At 34.9% G+C, this 20,807-nt stretch carries 26 protein-coding genes and 1 pseudogene; 26 read left to right on the top strand and 1 reads right to left on the bottom strand.

Annotated features, from left to right (window positions below):
• Positions 1-3: 3 nt before the first annotated feature.
• From BMY18_RS01705 to BMY18_RS01725, 6 genes and pseudogenes are all read left to right on the top strand, one after another.
• The gene (locus BMY18_RS01705; RefSeq protein WP_092449935.1) at positions 4-2,298 is read left to right on the top strand and encodes a DEAD/DEAH box helicase family protein; all 2,295 of its coding nucleotides are present in this window, start codon (positions 4-6) and stop codon (positions 2,296-2,298) included.
• Positions 2,299-2,375: 77 nt separating this feature from the next.
• Positions 2,376-2,570, top strand: coding sequence for a hypothetical protein (locus BMY18_RS01710; protein WP_092449937.1), 195 nt, complete (start codon positions 2,376-2,378; stop codon positions 2,568-2,570).
• Between the two features lie 325 nt (positions 2,571-2,895).
• Positions 2,896-3,156 (top strand): annotated as a pseudogene (locus BMY18_RS21680) (cell filamentation protein Fic); the annotation flags it as partial.
• Positions 3,157-3,273: 117 nt separating this feature from the next.
• A complete protein-coding gene (locus BMY18_RS01720) occupies positions 3,274-4,578 on the top strand; it encodes an SEC-C metal-binding domain-containing protein (RefSeq protein ID WP_242940935.1) in 1,305 nt (434 codons plus the stop codon).
• A gap of 50 nt (positions 4,579-4,628) precedes the next feature.
• Positions 4,629-4,799 carry a hypothetical protein gene (locus tag BMY18_RS20890; RefSeq protein WP_170841248.1) on the top strand — a complete coding sequence of 57 codons (171 nt, stop codon included), beginning with the start codon at positions 4,629-4,631 and terminating at the stop codon, positions 4,797-4,799.
• Between the two features lie 77 nt (positions 4,800-4,876).
• Entirely contained in the window at positions 4,877-5,830 is a 954-nt protein-coding gene (locus BMY18_RS01725) for an MFS transporter (RefSeq protein WP_330385911.1), read from the top strand.
• 113 nt (positions 5,831-5,943) lie between these two features.
• Here the strand turns inward: BMY18_RS01725 and BMY18_RS01730 are convergent, their stop codons facing one another.
• Positions 5,944-6,267 (bottom strand): helix-turn-helix domain-containing protein, encoded by a 324-nt coding sequence (locus BMY18_RS01730; protein WP_092449944.1) that lies wholly within the window; start codon positions 6,265-6,267, stop codon positions 5,944-5,946.
• A 220-nt stretch (positions 6,268-6,487) separates the two neighbouring features.
• On the opposite strand from BMY18_RS01730, the gene BMY18_RS01735 reads away from it, so the two are divergent.
• The 20 genes from BMY18_RS01735 (at position 6,488) to BMY18_RS01815 (ending at position 20,771) form a co-directional block, all read left to right on the top strand.
• Positions 6,488-7,129, top strand: coding sequence for a TetR/AcrR family transcriptional regulator (locus tag BMY18_RS01735; protein WP_092449946.1), 642 nt, complete (start codon positions 6,488-6,490; stop codon positions 7,127-7,129).
• A 172-nt stretch (positions 7,130-7,301) separates the two neighbouring features.
• Entirely contained in the window at positions 7,302-7,715 is a 414-nt protein-coding gene (locus tag BMY18_RS01740) for a metal-dependent transcriptional regulator (protein ID WP_139197198.1), read from the top strand.
• Entirely contained in the window at positions 7,675-8,850 is a 1,176-nt protein-coding gene (locus BMY18_RS01745) for a cation diffusion facilitator family transporter (RefSeq protein WP_092449950.1), read from the top strand. Before BMY18_RS01740 ends, BMY18_RS01745 begins: the two co-directional genes overlap by 41 nt.
• 45 nt (positions 8,851-8,895) lie before the next feature.
• Positions 8,896-10,284 (top strand): MATE family efflux transporter, encoded by a 1,389-nt coding sequence (locus BMY18_RS01750; RefSeq protein WP_092449952.1) that lies wholly within the window; start codon positions 8,896-8,898, stop codon positions 10,282-10,284.
• A gap of 81 nt (positions 10,285-10,365) precedes the next feature.
• On the top strand, positions 10,366-10,722 hold the full coding sequence (locus BMY18_RS01755; RefSeq protein ID WP_092449954.1) for a VOC family protein: 357 nt from the start codon (positions 10,366-10,368) through the stop codon (positions 10,720-10,722).
• Between the two features lie 461 nt (positions 10,723-11,183).
• Positions 11,184-11,597, top strand: a complete 414-nt coding sequence (locus BMY18_RS01760; RefSeq protein ID WP_092449956.1) for a sigma factor-like helix-turn-helix DNA-binding protein — start codon at positions 11,184-11,186, stop codon at positions 11,595-11,597.
• Positions 11,598-11,718: 121 nt separating this feature from the next.
• The gene (locus BMY18_RS01765) at positions 11,719-12,075 is read left to right on the top strand and encodes a helix-turn-helix domain-containing protein (RefSeq protein WP_092449958.1); all 357 of its coding nucleotides are present in this window, start codon (positions 11,719-11,721) and stop codon (positions 12,073-12,075) included.
• Between the two features lie 613 nt (positions 12,076-12,688).
• A complete protein-coding gene (locus BMY18_RS01770; protein WP_092449960.1) occupies positions 12,689-13,078 on the top strand; it encodes a recombinase family protein in 390 nt (129 codons plus the stop codon).
• Entirely contained in the window at positions 13,068-13,220 is a 153-nt protein-coding gene (locus BMY18_RS20895; RefSeq protein ID WP_170841250.1) for a hypothetical protein, read from the top strand. The genes BMY18_RS01770 and BMY18_RS20895 overlap by 11 nt, the downstream gene beginning before the upstream one ends.
• Positions 13,213-13,593 carry a hypothetical protein gene (locus BMY18_RS01775; protein ID WP_092449963.1) on the top strand — a complete coding sequence of 127 codons (381 nt, stop codon included), beginning with the start codon at positions 13,213-13,215 and terminating at the stop codon, positions 13,591-13,593. The genes BMY18_RS20895 and BMY18_RS01775 overlap by 8 nt, the downstream gene beginning before the upstream one ends.
• A gap of 74 nt (positions 13,594-13,667) precedes the next feature.
• Positions 13,668-14,165: a type II toxin-antitoxin system PemK/MazF family toxin gene (locus BMY18_RS01780; RefSeq protein WP_092449965.1), complete on the top strand. Its 498-nt coding sequence runs from the start codon at positions 13,668-13,670 to the stop codon at positions 14,163-14,165.
• Positions 14,166-14,170: 5 nt separating this feature from the next.
• On the top strand, positions 14,171-14,314 hold the full coding sequence (locus tag BMY18_RS20900; RefSeq protein WP_170841251.1) for a hypothetical protein: 144 nt from the start codon (positions 14,171-14,173) through the stop codon (positions 14,312-14,314).
• Positions 14,315-14,453: 139 nt separating this feature from the next.
• Positions 14,454-16,139, top strand: coding sequence for a recombinase family protein (locus BMY18_RS01785; RefSeq protein WP_092449967.1), 1,686 nt, complete (start codon positions 14,454-14,456; stop codon positions 16,137-16,139).
• 39 nt (positions 16,140-16,178) lie between these two features.
• The gene (locus tag BMY18_RS20905; RefSeq protein WP_170841252.1) at positions 16,179-16,346 is read left to right on the top strand and encodes a hypothetical protein; all 168 of its coding nucleotides are present in this window, start codon (positions 16,179-16,181) and stop codon (positions 16,344-16,346) included.
• A gap of 88 nt (positions 16,347-16,434) precedes the next feature.
• Positions 16,435-16,944 carry a GNAT family N-acetyltransferase gene (locus BMY18_RS01790; RefSeq protein WP_092449969.1) on the top strand — a complete coding sequence of 170 codons (510 nt, stop codon included), beginning with the start codon at positions 16,435-16,437 and terminating at the stop codon, positions 16,942-16,944.
• 445 nt (positions 16,945-17,389) lie between these two features.
• Complete coding sequence (locus tag BMY18_RS01795; protein ID WP_139197200.1) at positions 17,390-17,674, top strand: hypothetical protein; 285 nt, start codon at positions 17,390-17,392, stop codon at positions 17,672-17,674.
• Between the two features lie 95 nt (positions 17,675-17,769).
• Positions 17,770-18,168 carry a PIN domain-containing protein gene (locus BMY18_RS01800; protein WP_092449973.1) on the top strand — a complete coding sequence of 133 codons (399 nt, stop codon included), beginning with the start codon at positions 17,770-17,772 and terminating at the stop codon, positions 18,166-18,168.
• 46 nt (positions 18,169-18,214) lie between these two features.
• Positions 18,215-19,534 carry an MFS transporter gene (locus tag BMY18_RS01805; protein ID WP_092449975.1) on the top strand — a complete coding sequence of 440 codons (1,320 nt, stop codon included), beginning with the start codon at positions 18,215-18,217 and terminating at the stop codon, positions 19,532-19,534.
• Positions 19,535-19,898: 364 nt separating this feature from the next.
• Positions 19,899-20,471, top strand: coding sequence for a helix-turn-helix domain-containing protein (locus tag BMY18_RS01810; protein WP_092449977.1), 573 nt, complete (start codon positions 19,899-19,901; stop codon positions 20,469-20,471).
• Positions 20,472-20,579: 108 nt separating this feature from the next.
• Positions 20,580-20,771, top strand: a complete 192-nt coding sequence (locus BMY18_RS01815) for a hypothetical protein (RefSeq protein WP_092449978.1) — start codon at positions 20,580-20,582, stop codon at positions 20,769-20,771.
• Positions 20,772-20,807 lie beyond the last annotated feature (36 nt).

Raw genomic sequence — 20,807 nt, forward strand, 5'->3', positions numbered from 1 at the left:
AAAATGGAATTAAAGACATTTCAATTAGAAGCATCTGAAAGTATTGCAAATAGATATGAAACCTATATGAAAGAACCATTATTGATAAGAAAGGGAGATATAGTACCATTTTATCAGAACCTTTCAGCAATAACAGGTGCTGGAAAAACAATAGTTCTTGCAGATGCAATTGAACAAATAAGAGCTGTTACCAATTTGGAACCTGTTGTTTTATGGATTTCAAAAGGGAAGGTTGTTGTAGGACAAACACTTGAGAATTTGTCAAATGGAAAATATTCTGAAAATATACCTAATTATGTAGTTAAACCACTGCTCGATTGTACCGAGCATAATATTCTTGATGATAACAAAGGGCTTATTTTAGTTGCTACAGTAGGTAAATTTAATCAAAAAGATAAAGGAGAAGGCGATAGAAAAATATTTAAGACGGGTCTTGATAATGCGAATCAGTCGTTGTGGGATATGTTAAAAAAGCGAATAAACTATCAAGGTAAAAAAAGAGAATTGATAATTGTGTATGATGAAGGTCATAATTTATCAGATCAACAACTAGATCTATTACTAGAATTAAAACCAGAAGGACTAATAGCAGCAAGTGCGACAACTAAAGTGCCAAAAAAACTCGAAAATTATATTAACAGACTTAAATCAGATAACAATATGGAAGATAAAGATTTAGTTGTTGCGATAAGTAACAAAAAAGTAGTCGAAAGTGGGTTGATAAAGCAACACATTTCTATAGGAGGATATTTGACGCCTATGGAAATTGCCTTAAATGGATTATTAGCAGATATGAAAGAAGTTGAAATTTCATGTGAAAAATACGGATGTGATTTTAGACCAAAAGCTATCTATGTAAGTAATACGAATATATTGGCACAAACTTCCGAAATGGATGATATACTGGTTCCGTTTAGAGAGAGAAAAGCTAGACCAATTCAAATATGGAAATACTTAGTGGAAAAAGGAGTGAATCCAAACGAAATTGCCGTATATTGTAATCTGAAGTTTGATAAGAAATTTCCTAAACCTGAAAATTTTAATTTGTTTGCTGGTGGTGAAAATGATTACGATTCATTTATTGAAGGTAATTATAGACATATTATCTTCAATCAATCTTTACAAGAAGGTTGGGATGATCCCTCATGCTATTTTGCATATATAGATAAGGATATGGGCTCAGTTACACAAGTAACACAGGTAATTGGTAGAGTGTTGAGACAACCGGGCGTTAAACATTATCCAGATGAAAAACTAAACATGGCTAATTTCTACATTAAAACAGATGAAAAAGACGTTTTTAAAATGATTATAGAAGAAGTAAAAAGTACATTATCAATTGAAATGCCGGAGATAAACATAACATATAGGATTAGTAGTGGAGCTAGTAATGGAAAAGCAACAGTAGGACCAAGGCTTATTAAAGAGTTGCCCGATGTTGCGGTAAATTCTCATGATGCGGTAATGGATATAGAAAAACTTATTAATACAATGAACGACTATAGTAATGATGCTATTAATACAGTTGGTTCAGGTACGACAATTAAGGCTATAGCTACCGTGGGCGAAAATAAGAAAATTAAAGAAGTTGAGGTAAATACAGGACACAGTAATAAAGTAAGTGTTCGATGGGTTTTTAAAAGAGAATTAAGTAAATTAGCTAAGGGTGCTACAACTTTATGCGATTATTCACTTTCGAAGTTTGATGCTTTAATTGAATATAGTAGTAATGCAACAGCGCACATTAAAGATTATGCTAAAAAGATTGCAGAAGTATATCGAGAAAAGTCAATTATTGTTCAAAATCCTTTAGATACATTTGAAGTAGGTGAAATATTTGTGAATGGGAAGGAATACGAATTTACAAATTCTGTTCATCCTAAATATAGTGATTTTAATGATTTTGAACTAAAATTTGCCCAAGAATTAGATAAATGCGATTATAAATGGATGAGGAATCCTAAAAGTGGTTTTTTTGAAATACCATTATTAGACGGTAAAGGTACCGATAATTTTAATCCTGATTTTATTGTATGGGGTAATGATGTAATTTATGCACTAGATACTAAAGGAGACCATTTGATACAAACCGATAGCGAGAGAAAATTGTTTTCTATTGATAAAGCATGTGACGGACCTGACTTGGAAATTAGGCTTATTAGTGAAAAGAAATATAATGATAAAGGTCAAGTTATAGATATTAATGGATATACGGTTTGGAAGATTAAACAAGGGAAGGTTCAACCAGTTCACTGCGATGCATTAGATGAAACGATTAAAATATGCATTGATAAATAAGTTGCAAGAATAATCATAATTATAGAGATATTTAATACTGCGTTATTCAAATGATTATAAACATAGTGGAGGAGTTAGTGGAAGAGATAGATGTAAATATGATGAGAATAGCAGAAGCTGAAATAAATGGTTTTGATTTCCCAGATGATAATTTGACTTTTTATTATAATGAAACAGGAAACGTGAGAAAATACAAGGTGCGAACAGAAATGATGCCCCTTCCGATCTTAAGAAAGCAGAGGTTAGAACTCGAAAAAAGCGGATCATTATAATTCGTTTCAGAGAAAAATATCCTTCCGCCAAGGAGCCAGTGGGTTCTGAAGACATCATTTTGTCTACTCAAGGCATACAGAAAGTATTGTGTTATTAAAAAGGAAAGACTCGTAGAAGTTCTGTATTTTAAGCACTAGAAAAGCTATTAAACGCTAAAAGCAAGCTACAATTGGCACAGAAAAGTTCTTGAATATATGCACTTGATTATGGACTAACATCTGGAAGGTATTTCTGGACCATTTATTGCGCATAAAATTGGATTGGAGGATTACTATGCTAAAAAAGAAGGATGAAATAACTATTCATAGTTGAGCAGCTGAATATTTGACCTATGTGGCAGCAGTTGGTGATAATGCCGATAGTATGGAGATGCGTTATGAAGATGAAAATATATGGCTGACGCAAAGAATGATGGCACAGCTTTATGATGTATCAATTCAGAACATTGGACAACATATTAATTAAATATTAGATGATGGTGAATTGGTGGAAGAGGCAGTTATAAAGAAATACTTTATAACTGCTGCTGATGGTAAGCAATACAATACAAAACATTATAACCTGCAGATGATTATTGCAATGGGCTGAACTTATAGAGCTCAGTTGGAATGATGAGATGCTCGTATAAAATAGCGAGAAGGGAGAATACGCATGGTATATAACTGTTTTATTAAGTGCCAAGTGTGTAGCAGCATAACAAGAGTGCGGTTACAAGTTGGATGGCAAAATGAACACCCCATAGTGATTACTTGTGGTAAGTGTGGAACCTCCTTATCAGGACACGTGACAATTGGTCAAGATACCCTGGGACTGGGTTTCGAATTTGAAAACGCTACTATTATCAATGATGATGATTACGAGGATTACTTAGTAGAGTGTTCTGGAGAATTTCCTGTTGTAAAACAGTGCAAAGTCCAAAATGGTGAAAGAGATGTAATTACACCGTTTATTAGGACGATGAATCGAATGAAAGATGATGAGTCATACGAAATCTTTTGTAAGTCGGTATCTCAGTTAAATAAAACAGCAGAAAAGTGGAAGGACTATAAAAGAATATTAGACCTTTTTCAAAATAAGAGTGACTATGTCGTTCAAGAAATAAAGAAAACTTTTGAAGGTGAATACTTCCAATGTAGGGACGAATCAGAAGTGCTTAGAGCTGTTCATATGATTGAAGTTCACGGATTCTATTCTTCACTAAAGAGAGAACTACTTGATAATCTCTCTTTCAGTAGTAATATCTTAAAATTAGATAGAATTCAGATGAAGAAGATGATTGAGTTTCTAAACATGCATGATGGGTATCATCTGGAAGAGATACAATCACTTGTATACAAATTGCTTGGAGAATTCATTGATGTTTATCAGGCACTTGTTCCTGTGTTGGCTTTACAGTACTGTAAAGATGACTCCATTGATTTTGAATTCGAAGGCTCCACGACAAGTACATATAATACGGTTAAGCAGTTTTACTTAGATGCGTACGAGGCACTTGGTAATCTGCTGATTATTCCGGTAGCGTTGAACAACATCAGATACAGAAGTAATTTTGATAAACTAACACCTATTGAGCCGAAGGCTGTGTCGATGGAGGATTTTATTGGATTAACGAAAGCAAAGAGATATCATTTTTGCCTAAAGGATGAAGTATATACAGATTTCTTAGGAATCACTGTTAATCCAAAGCTGCGTAATGCAATTGGTCATAATGATGTGAATTATAATACGGCGTCACAGCTTATTACATATATTCCAAATCCTAAAGATAGAACGAAGAAAGAAACGGAATATCTACTGGAATTTGAAAATGAAGCAGTGCATCTGTTTCAAGGTATTTTAGCTATTTCAGAATACTTATATCGATTGCGTGAGTTGGAACTTATATTGGATGGCAAAGTTCCTATTATGTCCAGAATGCCGATTAGTAAGCCCCAAAAGATAGGTAGAAACGAGCCTTGTTCTTGTGGAAGTGGAAAGAAATATAAATTCTGTCATGGAAGAAGCTAGAAAACAGGGTTAAGAAAAAACTTGAAAACATATGAAAGGACTGAATAAGAATGGTACATGCAACAATAAATGGAATTATCTTGCATTGTGATGATAGTGTTCTTGGTCTGCAATTGGGGAATGGATATAGATTAGAAAAAAAGCATCTTGATGAGTTGCCATTTAAAAATAAAATAACTGATGGTGAAGAAAAACTATTAATGTTCCTATCGGTATTATAGCAATCATTGTGTTATGGTTTGCTATCGAACCAACTATAAAGAGCCAAAAATCAAGAAGTATTGATTGGGCAGGGACAGTGTTCATAGCGATTTTTTCTATACCGTTACTTTTGGCATTTACATGGGGCGGAGATAAATATGCATGGAGCTCTTGGCAAATAATTGGTATGTTAAGTCTGTCGGTGATTGCATTATTAGTGCTTTTGTTTATTGAAAAACAGGCGAAAGAAGCAGTCATTCCATTATCACTTTTTCAAAATTCAATTTTTAATATTACCACGATTACTGTATTTTTACTGAATGCTCTTATGTACGGGGTAATTAATTATATGCCGCTGTTTGTCCAAGGTTCGATGAAACTAAGTGCAAGTGCATCAGGACTTATGATGGTTCCAATGATGCTGGGGTATGCAGCAGCTACAATTGTTGGAGGGCAAATCATCAGCAGAACAAAAAAGTATAAGGTTTTATACTTTACAGGATTTATTATAATGTTTGTCGGTACATTGATTTTCTCTTTCTTAAGCATGAATACGTCAAGTGCAATTGTAACTGCGGCAATGTTTGTGTTTGGAATTGGTGCAGGAATAAGTTTTTCAATTTCAATGATCATTGTACAAAATGCATTCCCATATTCAAAAGTTGGAACAGTTACTGCTTCATTTCAATTTTTTAGAAACTTTGGAAGTGTGATTGGTGTATCACTTTTAGGACTTGTTTTAAATAACCAATTCAGAGCTGAATCAAAAGAAATTGTAGCATCTGCTACAAATCAGGCGATGCCGGATAATATACTACATATGCTTACATCCCCTCAGTCACTATTTGATGCAGATAAATTAACTGAATTAGTACAAACTGTACCACAAAATCTTCTGGATTCTTTTAATAAACTTATAGAACAATCAAGGATTGCTCTTGCAACTTCAATGCGAGATGTGTTCATTGTAATTGCAATCGTTGCACTTGTAAGTATTATTTTAGCAGCGTTTTTAAAAGAAATTCCGCTAAGAGAAAGCAATGACAATTAAACTTTCTTAGTGGCATATGGTATGTTACATCTGGCTTATGTTGTAGAGATTAAAGAAAAAATAATACATCAAAAAACCATCCGCTGTGATAATGATAGAAGATGGTTTTCTGTTTATTTGACATCTAATAATGCTTTAATAGTAGCTGTAGCAATCTGTAAATCTCTTTCATCGCACAAGTGAATCATGTGGATGAGGTGTTCCTTTTTCTTGTCTGTATGTTGAATTTCAGGAAAAAAGATTAAGTCTGCGGATATTTTTAATGTTCGGATAATCTTAAACAGCACTTCCATGCTGGGCTGTCTGTTTTCATTTTCAATGGCCATTATGTACCGTGTGGTGACACCCGCCTGTTCGGCAAGAGCTTCCTGCGTAAGCCCGGCATCGTGTCGGGCATTCTTGATGGTCTGGCCAAATGCGTTCAGTAATTCCTTCACTGTCAGTTCACCTCCTATCCCATTTTACAGCATAGATATGAAAATTAGAACGAACTAACAATGATGGTAAACATGAATTAGCTTGCTTGTATTTTGCTTACTTTGTAGAAAAGAAAGAATGAGATTTGATATACTATCGTTGCCTTGACAAAAAATCAAAAATGTACGATAATGAATATATTCATTCACTCACATAATGATTTTGAACGGAGGGGTAAATATGGCATTGTCAAAAAATAAATTTCCAGAGGACGAGAAGGATCGTTCTCGTAAAATACGTATATCGAAAGAACCGGATGAACGCCGTCAGGAAATTGTTGAAACAGCATTACAGTTGTTTTCTGAAAAAGGATACGAAAATACAACCATTCAAGATATCGCTGAAAGAATGAGCGTATCTCCTGGTTTATGCTACCGCTATTTTAAATCTAAAACGGAAATTTTTGCGGCAACTTCAGAATATTATGCAATACAAGCGGTAGAACAAATGAAAATTCCAATATCGCAGGATATCCCGGCAATTGAAAAATTGAATCTTGTCATAAACCGCATGTTTGATTTTTCGGTTAATCACCATGAGTTTGAATCGAGATATAATGAGGGGTCAAGCATTAGGGCAATTCTATTGGATGATGTAGCCTATCAATGGATGACTGTAATGATACCGATTATAGAACAAGGAATGAAAGAGAAAACTTTTAGTTGCAGCAATGCTCTCAGAACTGCCCAGTTTTTGATTTCCGGTCTGATACACACGTTCCACGCAGAAATGCCAACGGAAAATGCAAAGGAATATATGCAATCCTTTTTTGATTTTACACAAGATATGCTAGTACGTGTTTTAGGCATCAAGGCAGATTAAAGTAAATACTAAAATATATGTGAAAGAAAGTGTACATGAAAAGTCTATTGACTATCATGTGCATTTTTTATTGGTAATTCATTGAATAAATTCATTCATTGACATTTCCAACATAAAGGTTTACTATATGAGTGAATAAAATTATTCACTCATAAGGAGGCGAGTGTATTTTTTGAAATTACATCAGTCAGGAGAAGATTACATCAAAACAATTTTACTGCTTCAAAAGCAATCGCATGAGGTTAGAAATGTGGACATAGCAGAAGCTATGGGATATGCAAAACCGAGTGTAAGCCATATGATAAAGAATTTAAAACAACTTCATTATGTTACTGTGATCGGAAATAATGTATGCCTCACTGCGGATGGGCTACAGTATGCAAATAAGATTTATGTACGGTACCGTACAATTAGGGATTTGTTAATCTATTTGGGAGTTTCACCGCAAACAGCAGAAAAAGATGCCTGCCGTATAGAACATATGATAAGCGATGAAACGTTTGAAGCACTGAAAAACCAATTGACAAAGAAAGGAGAGATGATAAATGGTGTCTTTGCTGATTCGACTATTAATAAAGGACTATAAGAATATTGCATCCCCATCAGTAAAGAAGTCCTATGCGAAACTTTGCAGCGTTATTGGAATTTTATTAAATATTATTTTATTTACAGTCAAATTATTTTTAGGGCTTATAAGTGGATCAACGGCTATTGTAACGGATGGTTTTAACAATTTAGCGGATGCAGCTACTTCCGCAGCTTCTTTTCTTGGCTTTTGCTTAGCAGGAATTGGATCTGGTGAAAATCATTTATTCGGGCACGGTCGGTATGAATGGCTGATGGGATTTCTATCTGCACTTGCAGTACTTGTAATGGGCACTACATTAGCGAAAAGTTCAATTACATCAATACGCACCCCTAAAAACATTGAATTCAGCTGGATCATATTATTGATACTCATCTGTTCCATTCTTGTAAAGCTTTATATGTTTTTTTACAACAAGAATATTGCATGTAAAATAAATTCCTCTGCCATGAAAGCGACTGCTTCTGACTGTATCAGTGATATGGCAGCAACAACAGCTATTATGATTTCATTTATTGTACAGTATTTTACCAGATGGAAAATTGATGGTTGGTGTGGATTGCTGGTTTCCTTTTTTATCATGTTTTCAGGTTTGAAATCTATGATGGAAATTGTAGAAAGATTGTTAGGGCAAACACCGGACAAAGACTTAGTTGGCAGAATTACAACCCTTGTTATGCAGTATCCAGAGGTGAAAGGTATCAATAGTCTGATTATTCACGATTATGGTCTTGGTCACTATGTGGTTTCCATGCACCTTGAGGGAGAGGAAGAAAACAGTATTATTTTAAACGATATAGCCAATGAAATTTCCTATAAACTTTATCTGGAAATGGACTGTGACACAACGATACAAATTGATTATTTAGATACTGATCCCGTTATGTATGACCAAATATTCCAAAAGGCAGAACAGGAAATACAAATATACGAATTAGGTGCAAAAATTAAAAGTTTACGAATTGTTAAATCAGGGTTGCATACGAATGTGTCTTTTATAGTTTCAGGGTCAAGAAAATTGCAAAAGCAACAATATCAAATTAAGGAAGCGATAAATCAATCAATTCTTTCAATCAATAGCAATTGCAGAGTAATTACGAAGCTTGTAATTGCATCCTTACATTCAGAAAGGTAAGTATGCGATTGATATACAAATTATAAACTAAAGGAGATTTTTATTATGAACAAGGAAGAACGTATCACAATGCTAAGGGAAGCCCCAATCCCTCAGCTTTTATTGAAAATGGGATTGCCGACAATGATAGGTATGCTGGTAACAGGATTTTATAATCTGATTGATGCCTACTTTGTTGGAGGACTTGGGACAAGCCAAATGGGGGCAATATCAATAGCCTTCCCTCTTGGACAAGCGATTGTCGGTATAGCGGTTATGTTTGGCGGTGGTGCAGCGGCGTATATATCCAGACTATTGGGAGAGCGAAAAAATGAAGAAGCAAATCATGTAGCTTCAACTGCTCTTTATTCAAGCCTTATTATCGGTGTTGTTGTAATCATTCTGCTAGAGTGTTTCTTAGATAAAGTATTATGGGGTTTAGGAGCAACGGAAACAATTTTTCCTTATGCAAAACAATATGCCATTATCTACGTAGCCAGCTCAATTTTCAACATATTTAATGTCACCATGAACAATATTGCTTCAAGTGAGGGAGCGGTTAAGGTTTCCATGACTGCGATGTTACTTGGTGCCGGACTGAATGTCATCTTTGCTCCGACTTTCATTTTCGGTCTGCACATGGGAATAATAGGCGCGGGTTTGGCAACGGCGGTTGCTCAAATTGTTACCTCTATCATGTATTTGTTTTACATATTGAAGAAAAAAAGCATCTTCAACTTTTCGCTAAAAGAAATTCGTTTGGAGGGTACAATCTTCAAGGAAATTTTTAAAGTGGGAATTGGAATCCTCGTCTTTCAACTTTCCACCAGTGTAGCTATTAGCTTAACAAATATGGCAGCGCAGCCATATGGGGATTCCGTCATTGCTGCAATGGGGATTGTAACCCGTGTGATCTCTATGGGCATCTATGCGGTATTTGGTTTTGCAAAAGGCTTTCAACCAGTTGCCGGATATAACTATGGTGCAGGACAATATGACCGGTTGCAAAGTGCGACAAAGATCGCAGTAAAATGGACTACCATTTTTTGTGTGTTAATGACATTGCTCATGATTTTATTTCCTCAGCCGGTCGTTTCCTTATTTACAACGAACGATGCATCCGTCATAGAAATTGGCTCATTTGCTCTTCGTATCAATATCATAACATTCATTTTCTATGGCATAGAAGCAATTTACTGTATGCTCTTTATGGCACTTGGTAAACCGTTAGGTGGCTGGGTACTTTGTGCCGGACGTCAGGCCGTGTTCTTTATTCCTATCATTTTAATGCTGCCCAAATTTATGGGATTAAACGGAGTGATAGCTGCTCAACCGATTGCCGACATTATCACGATTATCATCATGGGAATTTTAGCAGTAAAGCTGAATGGAGAAATCAAGCATTCTGTAAAGGCGCAGGCATCTAATGCAAATTTGAATGTAATGGGCAAATAGTCTTGGTATTTACACTTGAGAATGAAACATGTCACCTAAGAATATAAAGGAACTTATATAAAAATTGAAGGAGAAATGAAAATGAAAGTTAAGCATATTTTAAATCGGATTTATGTAAATGAGATGGATCAGGCAGTGGCATTCTATGAAAACTTGTTAGATGAAAAATGTAGTATGAGATTTGAGCACAAGCAATTTCATTTGGAATTAGCACAAGTAGGCTGCATTTTAATTATTTGCGGTACGGACGAAGTACTGGAGTCTTTTAAAAACACAAAAGCAACATTTATTGTTGACTCCATAATAGAATTTAAGGATTTTCTATTAGAGAACGATGCCACGATAATGAAAGATGTAAAGGAAACTCCTACAGGGATTAATATGATTGTCAAACATTTTGACGGTATGATTGTAGAATATGTGGAACAACAAAAATAGTTCAATACAAAACTACCATAGGTAGGAATAGTTTTTTTATCAATCAAATTTAAAATAGGTGTTACCCGCCAAAGAAAAAAACGGCACTTTGGGCGGGGCATTTCCTATGCAGAAATTATTGAACCCTCCAAACCCGTAAAGTTTGGAGGGTTGCTTTATGTGTTGGTCAATAATGACTGCGCTGCTGCGGATTCGCTGCAGCGACATTGAATCGCTTACATAAGAAATAGCCTTATAGGTACTTTCTTAAAAAAAGCCTGTACTTTTCATTGGAGAAGTATGGCTATCAACACGAACTATCGGAACATGTAGAATGCGAACTGAAACATGAGAGTGTACAAACGGACAAATATGTCTGTGAGTATGCTCTTTTTTTGTTATACAAAATTACTGCAAGATGTAGATCCCCTCCCCTTGTCCTTCGTTTTCAACTCATTTTTGAAAATTAGGAGGACAAGAATATGTCAGAAAATAAGAAATATACAATCGTTGTTAAAAGTAGCCGTGTGGAAGTCAGCGAATCTGTCTACCGTGCATATCATAAAGAGCGTGAAGCTGAAAGATATCAAAAGAAACTTATTCATCAATTTGAGCTTTCCTTGGAACGATTCCAAGATGACGGTGTTAATGTGGAGTTTTCAATCACTCGTTTTCAACCGAGTATAGAGGACATGCTGATTGAGCAAGAACAGTTTCTGAAACTACATATAGCCCTTGATGCTTTAACGGTTGAAGAATGGCTGTTGATCCATAAATTATTTTTCAATGGTAAAAGTGAGCGAATACTGGCCGGAGAGCTCGGTATTCCACGGATGACCCTTAGTGATCGTAAGCACCGCATTCTCAGAAAGATGAGAAAAGTTATAGAAGATTAGAAATAAATCCGTCCAGCCCCCTTACTTTTTCCTTTATAGAAGTGAGGGGGATATTTATATTATTTCAAAACGAAATATTCATATTAGAGGCAAATTTACAAAAAAGGAGGTGACAGTTGATGTGAAATATTTTGACGCAGAACAAATAAAAATCATGGGTGAAAGAATAAAAAACGCAAGAATAAAATCTGGATTAACACAAAGAGAAGTTGCGGATGAGTTAGGAGTTACAAGTGAAATGGTTATCAGAATTGAAAAAGGGAAAAGTGCTTGTAAGACGGATCATATATTTATTCTGTGTCAGTTATTCAATATATCAGCCGATTACCTTCTTTATGAAAAAAAGATGCAAGAGGAAAAAATTGCAAACTTAAAGTTGGATAATATGATAGATAATCTTCTACAGGATGTTGACGAATTTGAAAAGAATAAAATATTTAGAATAATACAATTGATGTTAGAAAAACAGCCATCATGACCTCGAATTTGCTTCGAGGTCATGATGGCTATTTTACGAATTTGCTTCTATCACAGTTGCATATGTTTTTTAGTTATCATTAAGCCAGGTTCGAAAGAGCCAGACTGTTCTTTGAAAACTTAATAGGACACGCATATACCTAGATGATATTTTCGCCTTTCTATAAATAGAAAGGTGGCAGAATCCCATTTCGTGCGATGACTATCCTGCGGCTATTACCGTTGCCCATAAAGGATAAGAGCAGAGGGTTGTGCCTACCTGTGTTGCAGCAGGAGGTAATGAAATATGACTGGCACCTGCCTTTGCAGAAAGCAAGGACAGAGAGTGGCTACTTACAGATAATGCCTGGATGGGCAAGGCTGAAATGTAGTGATAGTTAAGCTGACTTAGTATATGTTACCCGGCTGGGGGAGAGTACCGAGAGGTTGGTCGAAAGACCAGGGAAGTAAAAGTGTAGTTACACTTTCTTATCTTCCCACACAAGTGGATTCCAATTTAGAACCTATAAACAGATATTGAAGAAAAAATGCAGCAATTGTAATGGAGTCCTTTTGTGTGAGGAGATAAGGTGCACATTATTGAATCTATATTATAAGAAAGAAAGGTGATAGTAATGAGAACACAAATAGATGTTATAAACTGTCAGCGTGAATATGCAGGAATTGGATTTATGAAAAACAGAAAGTCAGATGACAAGCTTATGAATATAGGAGCTGAGATGATTGCTTATGGCAAAAAGCACGCCATTAATCTTGTAGATATCGTTCACGATGATGGAAGTGGAATTGATGCTGATAGAACAGTAATGGATAAACTAATTCAATGGATGGAGAAAGATTTCATTAAAGTTGTGCTAGTTCGTTCTGTATTTGAAATTACAACAGATAAGCATGATTTACAGGTATTTCTTAGAAAAGCAGAATCGTTAGGAGTATCAGTTCATTTAATGGAACATGTATGTAATCCTTGTTATGTACCATGGGATGGTGGGGATGGATGCTAAAAAAACATACTACATAACATTTCAAAGTGAGACGGTAGTATTTGATGGAAATGGTAATAAATTGGTTAGTTGTCCAACCGAAGATGAGGCTAAAGAATATATTGAACAATTGGAGAATATGGAGGCTAAGAAAAATGAATAAAGCACAGATGTATATAAGAGCAAAGGGAACCGAAACAGAAGGTATAAATTTTATAAAAGAAATGGGAACTATGTTATGCGTTTCAGGAATTGATGATTTAGAAGTTGACTTGGTAGTTGAATTACACGATAGCGGTGAAGGAGATTATCTTGCAAATTTAGTTAAATCAATTCGTACTGGTAAATGCAATATTATTATTGTTGATTGTTTGACAAGCTTTTATAACAGTGAAAAAAAGGCGAAAGAATTTGCCTTATTCCTTATAACTTTGGGAGCAATCATTCTAGTAAAAAAGGGAAATGAACTTGTTTTATATAGGGATGATAATGATTATGAAGTTCAGTTAACAGAAGCATATAGAAGTAGATATTAATTTGTAATTAATATAATTAAGTAAATCAAAAGGAGGTCGGCTAGAAAAATCTAGCCGACCAGATTGGAGAGAAAATGAAGATTAGAGAATTTAATGAAGACTATTCTGAAATAACTAGACCAACAAGAAATAACAATGTCTTCCGCAACGGTGATGGGAGCGGAAACAATTACAATAAAGCGCTAAATACGATTGAAAGAGCATTAGCTATGGAACCTGTTAAAAAAGGTGATATTGTACTAATTAATATGGGAGATGACACAGAACATTGTAAAATGGTTGGTTCTCGTCCTGCTATTGTATGTGGTCGTTTCATTCCAGACTGTCCTGTGATTCTTGTGATTCCGATGACACAATCATTTAGACAGATTGATAGACCAGAACATATCTTTATAGATAAGAATGACTGTGAAAATTTGAGAGAATCAGGAATGGCAATGTGTGAACAATTGTGCAGTGCGGATCGTACGCAGGTTATTAAGAAAATTGCAGTTATTACGGATAGGAGATTGATAGAAAAAATTAATATAGCACTTATCTATCAGCTTGAACTGCTGGATAGTCAGGAGTGAACAAAATGGCAAAAGAATTGGAATTAGCAAAGAAATTAGCTGTTCTTGGAAAGCTTTATTGCATGTTATTACTCAGTGAAAACGAGTACACAGCAGTGAAAAAGAGAATTATGAGAGAATATAATGTGGTCAGTTTTATGAATACATAATATAGTAGAATGCCGGTGAAAAATATTCATCGGCATTTTCACACGTTCGTTCATATTTAACTTTTGGATTATAGTAAAGTCAGAAACAAATATGAAAGGTTTCTGATTTTACTATACTTCAAGAGAGGAGGAGGTCAATATGGCAGAAGTTGAAGTAATAAAAGCAAGTGAAGGTACGGTAAACAGACGTAGAGATACTATCGGAAAAGGATTGACGCTGGAAAGACAGAGAGTTGCAGCCTATGTGAGAGTAAGTACCGATGGAGAGGAACAGTTACAGAGTTTTCAGTCTCAGATGGAATACTATACAGATAAAATATCCAAGAATAAGGATTGGGCATTTGTTGGTATCTATTCAGATGAAGCAATAACTGGAACGAAGACATCAAAAAGAGATGGTTTCTTAAATATGATTAATGACTGTATGAACGGCTTAGTAGATGTTGTTCTAACAAAATCTATTTCTAGATTTTCACGTAATCTTGTTGATACGTTACAGTATGTGCGTATGCTAAAAGAGAAGAATGTGGCGATTATTTTTGAGAAAGAGAACATTAATACTCTTTCGATGGAAAGCGAAATGGCATTGGCATTATTGAGCACACTGGCACAGAATGAAGTTGAATCTTTATCAGCTAATACAAAAATGGGACTTAAGATGAAAATGAAACGCGGTGAATTATTAGGCTTTAATGGTTGTCTGGGATATGATTATCATCAGGAAGATAAGTCACTTAGCATGAACGAAGAGGAGGCTGATATTGTTCGATGGATTTTCAATCGTTATAATCAAGGATATGGTGCCTACACTATAGCGAAAGATTTGACCAGATTAGGTAAGAAAAACAAGAAAGGTATCGTTAAATGGACTGACAGTGGCATCAGAGGAATTATCTCGAATGAGAAATACAAAGGAGATTTACTTCTAGGTAAGACTTTTACAGTAGATCCACTTACTAAACGCAGGCTTGATAATATGGGTGAAGAAGATCAGTTTTATATTAAAAATCATCATGAAGCAATCGTATCTGAGGAAGAGTGGAATATGGCTCAAGAAATTCGTAAAAGTAGATATGGCAAGAACACAAGTATTATAGAAGGAACAAGAGAAAAGCAGTCGCGTAAATTTGCATTTAGCAGCATGTGTGAATGTGCGTATTGCGGAACAAAATTCTCAAGAAGATCACATCATCAAGATACACAACATAAAAAGCCAGTTTGGGTATGTAGAACGGCTGCAAATAAGGGAAAGGCTAGTTGTCCTGATAGTAAAGCTATTGATGAATCTATTCTTGAAAATGCTTTCGTAGAATCCTTTCAGTTATTGGCTGATAATTTTGATGATATCTTAGAGTCAGTATTAGAATCTATTGAGATTGAGTTATCCAGTACAGATAATAGTGAGAGACTAAAACGTGTTGATAAGAGCTTGGCAACAGTGGAAACCAAGCGAAAGAAATTGACTGACATGCTGCTTGATGATAAAATTTCAAAAGAGGCTTATGACGAAAGATTTGATGAATTTACACGGAAAATCAGCCAGACTAAGCAAGAGCAGCAGATTTTGATTGAAAATGAAGCTGCAAAGAAAGATGTCGGTAAGAGAATGAAGGAAATAAGGGCACGAATTTCTGAAGTTAAGGTAATGGATAGATTTGATCGTGCTGTATTTGAAAGTATCGTAAAAAAAGTTATTATTGGTGAGGTGGGTGAAGATGGGAAATCTGATCCATACAAAATCACTTTTGTACTGAAAGGGCTTGCAGATTTTTCAATATCAGATGCAAGGAAGCGATACAAGAATTTGCATAAGCAAATAAGCTAATAACAATTATTATTCAATAAGAAGAAGGGGCTGTTTAAAATGAGCACTCAAAACGACTTATTGGATGGTAATGATAGCAACCTAGAGCGTCTTTCTAGTGAGGCACCAGAGCAATCTGATATGTGCCTAAATTGGCAGGACGACGTAGATAATAACTTCCCTAATAGTGAACCCGACGCATGTGGAGACGTGCTGTCTGCTATATAAACGCTAGGCAGATTGAAATTGCAGAATTTTGAATGATAAAAAGTATGTAGAAAAATAATTTGGAATAATAATTTAAAGGAGAAATCAAGTGATTTTTGAACTTTTACCTATCACAGAAATAGATATGCCCAAATTCAAAAAGGACATACAGGAAGCTTTTCAAAAAGGTTTTGAGGATGTTTACGGCAAGACTGATGGTACGATACTGCCTGAAAAGGATATTGACCGTTCATTGAATGCAAAAGGGTCTGCCGCATACAAGGCAGTTGTTGACGGAGAATTTATGGGCGGTGCAGTTGTGGTGATTGATGAAGCAACAAAGTACAACCATCTTGATTTGTTGTACGTGAAATACGGCACACAGACAAAAGGTGTCGGCTTTGAACTTTGGAAAGCTATTGAAAAACTTTATCCGGACACAAAGGTATGGGAAACCTGCACTCCCTATTTTGAAAGGCGTAACATCCATTTTTATGTGAACAAGTGTGACTTTCATATAGTTGAATTTATTAACGAAAAAAATTCTGTTGCCGACACACCTGACGATTTCATCGGTGACGGCGGAGAAGGAATGTTTGTGTTCAAAAAACAGATGTAAATCGTGAGAATAGTTATGAATTAAACAAATTCCAATTTGAAGATATGGATAGAGGGTGGTAAACTATGGATGCTTTTGAGACAACAGACAAAAAAGGCGATTTGTTTCCGTTAACGTGCTGTCTGCTATATAAAAGCTAGACAGATTGAAATTGCAGAATTTTGAAGGATAAAAAATTGTTCTCCTTCATAGAAAAATAGCTTACCCTTGAGAAGGGTGACATGTGAAAAATATAGTCATATTGCCCTGACTAGGGCACATCGAAACTGTGGCGCTATACAGAGGGTGAATATGCCGAATCTAAAGATTCGACAGTAGAAATGCTGAGTTTTAGGCACTTTGCGAGGTATATGAGTTTTTTGAAAAATGACCGAATAGGTCAGAATTTCTTTAAATCAATCAGAAACTGAATAGTTAGAAAAGACCAACGCGAACGAAGTTCGCAATGAGGCCATTTGGGATTTCTATGATGTGTCTAGCATATCGAGCAAAAAAACTTGAAATTGTATCTGAGAATGCATACCGAAGCTTTATGATCAAGGCATCTCAGTGTGGATGGAGAAAAAGTGAGCCCTCTAGAATTGAGCAAGAATCATCTGACCTATTTAAACAGTTGGTATATAGGGCAATAGCAGAAGAAGAAATAAACATTCAAAGAGGTGCGGAGTTACTCAATGTAACTTACCAGCAAATTAGTGAAGAACTAAGGAAGTTTAATAATGAGGAGTAGCAAATGTATATAAGCAGTGACACAAATATCTGGATTGACGACTTCAGATTGTTGGTGCATCAGAACTCCCATTTAAGCTGAGTCACAAATTTTATTTGAGTGAGGAAACATTAAAAGACGAGTTACTTTCACCACCTGGTATAGATAAACGATTAATAATGTATGGATTATTAACGTTAGAATTAACTGAAGACGAGTTTTTCTATGCATTTGGTATTAGGGAAAAACATCCTCAGCTTTCTAGCTATGATGCACTGGCTTTAGCAATTGCAAAAAAACTTGGATTTGTATTACTAACGGGAGATAAGCGATTACGCAAAGCAGCAGTAGAAGAAGGGGTAGAAATTCGCGGAACATTATGGGTATTTGACGAATTACTACATGAGAAAATAGTAACCGAGCAAGAGTATACAGAATTTATGAAACAAATCAAACAACATAATGGTGATGATATTAGATTGCCAATATCGGAGATTGAGAAACGAATAAAGTGAATAGAACATAATAATACACATCGCAGAAATAGGGGGAGAAAAACTTGTGAGTAAGGATATGAGAAGAAAAACGAAAAATTCAGTTTGGACTAGAGATTTCACAATTATATCGATTGGTAGTTTTATTTCGATGTGTGGTAACACGATTATAAGCTTTGCGTTGGGGCTGTTAGTTCTTGACTATACAAAATCAGTGTTTTTATTTGCTATTTATATGGTAGCTTATACATTTCCAATGATTATTATGCCCGTAATTGCAGGTCCATTTATTGATAGATTTTCAAGAAGAAAGGTCATGTATACGTTAGATTTTGCATCAGCCTTGTTATTTGGAATGAGTGCTCTTTTACTATGGAATAATTTTTTTAGTTATCCGATACTTATTATAGGCTGTTTGTTGCTAGGATCAATTGATAGTATATATAAGGTGTCTTATGACAGCTTTTATCCCTTGCTGATTAAAGAGGGAAATTATCAAAAAGCCTATTCAATTGCAAGTACGATTGAGACGTTAACGGCGTTTATGATTCCTGTGTCAGCAGTCCTTTACAACATTATTGGTATTGCACCTTTGTTTATGATAAATGCAGTATCGTTTTTTGTAGTAGCAGTAGCTGAAACTCAGATCAAAGCCAGAGAAGAATACGTAGAAGAAGTTAGAGAAGTAGATAGAGTAGAGTATAGAGAAGAAAGAGAAAAAGTTAGTGTAGAGTACAGAGAAGAAAAACATGAAGTATTTACTAGAGCGCGTTATATCAGAGACTTAAAAGATGGGATAATGTATCTAAAAGAGGAAAAAGGACTGTTGGCCATTGCTGTTTATTACTTTTTTAGTAGTGTTTCAGGTGGAGCTTCAAAAGTTATAGAACTTCCATTTTTCAAAGCCAATTACGTTTCTGGAGAATATATATATATGTATGTATGGGGGTTTGCACTACTTGGACGAATGATTGGTGGTGCGTTGCAGTATCGAATGAATATTCTGAATCAGAAAAAATTTAAAATAGCGGTGTTGGTTTACATGATTATTAGTATAATAGGTGGAATATACTTATTCTTTCCACTTCGTATAATGATGACTATGTGTTTTATGATTGGATTTTGTGGTGTGATTTCAGCTAATATTCGAGTATCATCCACACAGAGTTATGTTCCAAATCAAAAAAAGGGGCGCTACAATGGAGCATTTCGTTTCTTGGAAACAAGTGGTATTTTGTTAGGTGAGCTACTTTCAGGAGTTATGGTAAATTGGATTAATGATAGAATTGTACTTCTAATCTTTATGGGTATTACATTTATATCAGCAATTGTGATTATGGGAACTCATAAAACAAAAGTTGAAGCAATTTATAATAGAACAATATAAAATTTTTGTAACTGTTCAGAACCCCTTGTTTAATAGCAAGTAAGTTCAATTGATTTTTGTGAAAAATAGAGAAAATTATATTTCTTTTTCTCATCAATATTGCGGTTTTGAACTAGTTATCCACTGAAATACTGTAGCGAACAAACTTAACTGTTCATGCTTTTACCTTATCAATACTATAGTATTGTTGAGTAAATAAAGACTATGATGAATAAAAGTATTTTGGAATTTGCGGAAGACTTACTATTTTCAAGTTAAATATCACTTTGCCACGCATCGTATCATCAATGTAACCTATCATTTCTTGTTTTTATGGGTGCTAATTCTTATAATAGTCTCATACATCAAACAAGGAGGTAATAAAATGAGTATAGGAGAAAAATTAAAAGAAAGTAGAAAGAAGGCTGGATTGTCACAGGAACAGTTGGCAGAAAAATTATGCGTTTCCAGACAAGCGATTACCAAATGGGAATCAGACAGAGGGATGCCTGATATTGGAAATCTGCAAAGTATATCCAAGTTATTTGGAGTGAGTATTGATTACATGTTAGATGACGGAGAAACGCTATTGAATACTGTGATAAAAGAATCTATTAATATTGATGATTATGGAAAACCCGGTAAATGTCGTTCCAGATACGATGCTATCGTAAGATCTAAATATCCAAAGGCAACCATTATATATCCACTGATACGAAGTAGGAAGTTGAGTTTGGCTGAAAATATTGTCGATTTTATAGTTCAACCAGGTGTCTTGCAGGTAGCAGACTCGTTAAATGATATGTCAGCCTATTATTTGGTTGAGTTAGAACAAAAACAATTACTTGTCAATGTAACAAAAGAGTTTATTGAGAGCAGAGAACTAAACTGCAAGTTTACAGAAAAGAAAAGGGTAATCGGAAATAATTTATTTAAAAAGATTTCTTATACGATATAATATTATACAGTTTTTTATTTTTTCATTTACAATTTTAAATCTTAGTAAAGTAATAAATTTAGCCAGCTAACAACTGGCTTTTTTTGTACCCATTTTTAAAAAGGAAAGGTGACAATATATGATGGACTTAATATTGTTCCAATAGATGAGAAAAGTACAAAGAAGACTCCAACAATCTATGTAAATTCCATGTATGAGCATTACAAGGAATACAATAATCTGGAGGAAGTATTAAGAGAAGTAGCAGGTTCTATCAAAAAAGCATTTCATCAGGCACCAGATAGGTCTAATATAAAATAAAAATGCGGAAGAAATTAAGAAAATGGTAAAGTAATA

This window comes from [Clostridium] fimetarium (genome assembly GCF_900111235.1).
In the GTDB taxonomy this organism is placed as follows: Bacteria; Bacillota; Clostridia; order Lachnospirales; family Lachnospiraceae; genus Clostridium_N; species Clostridium_N fimetarium.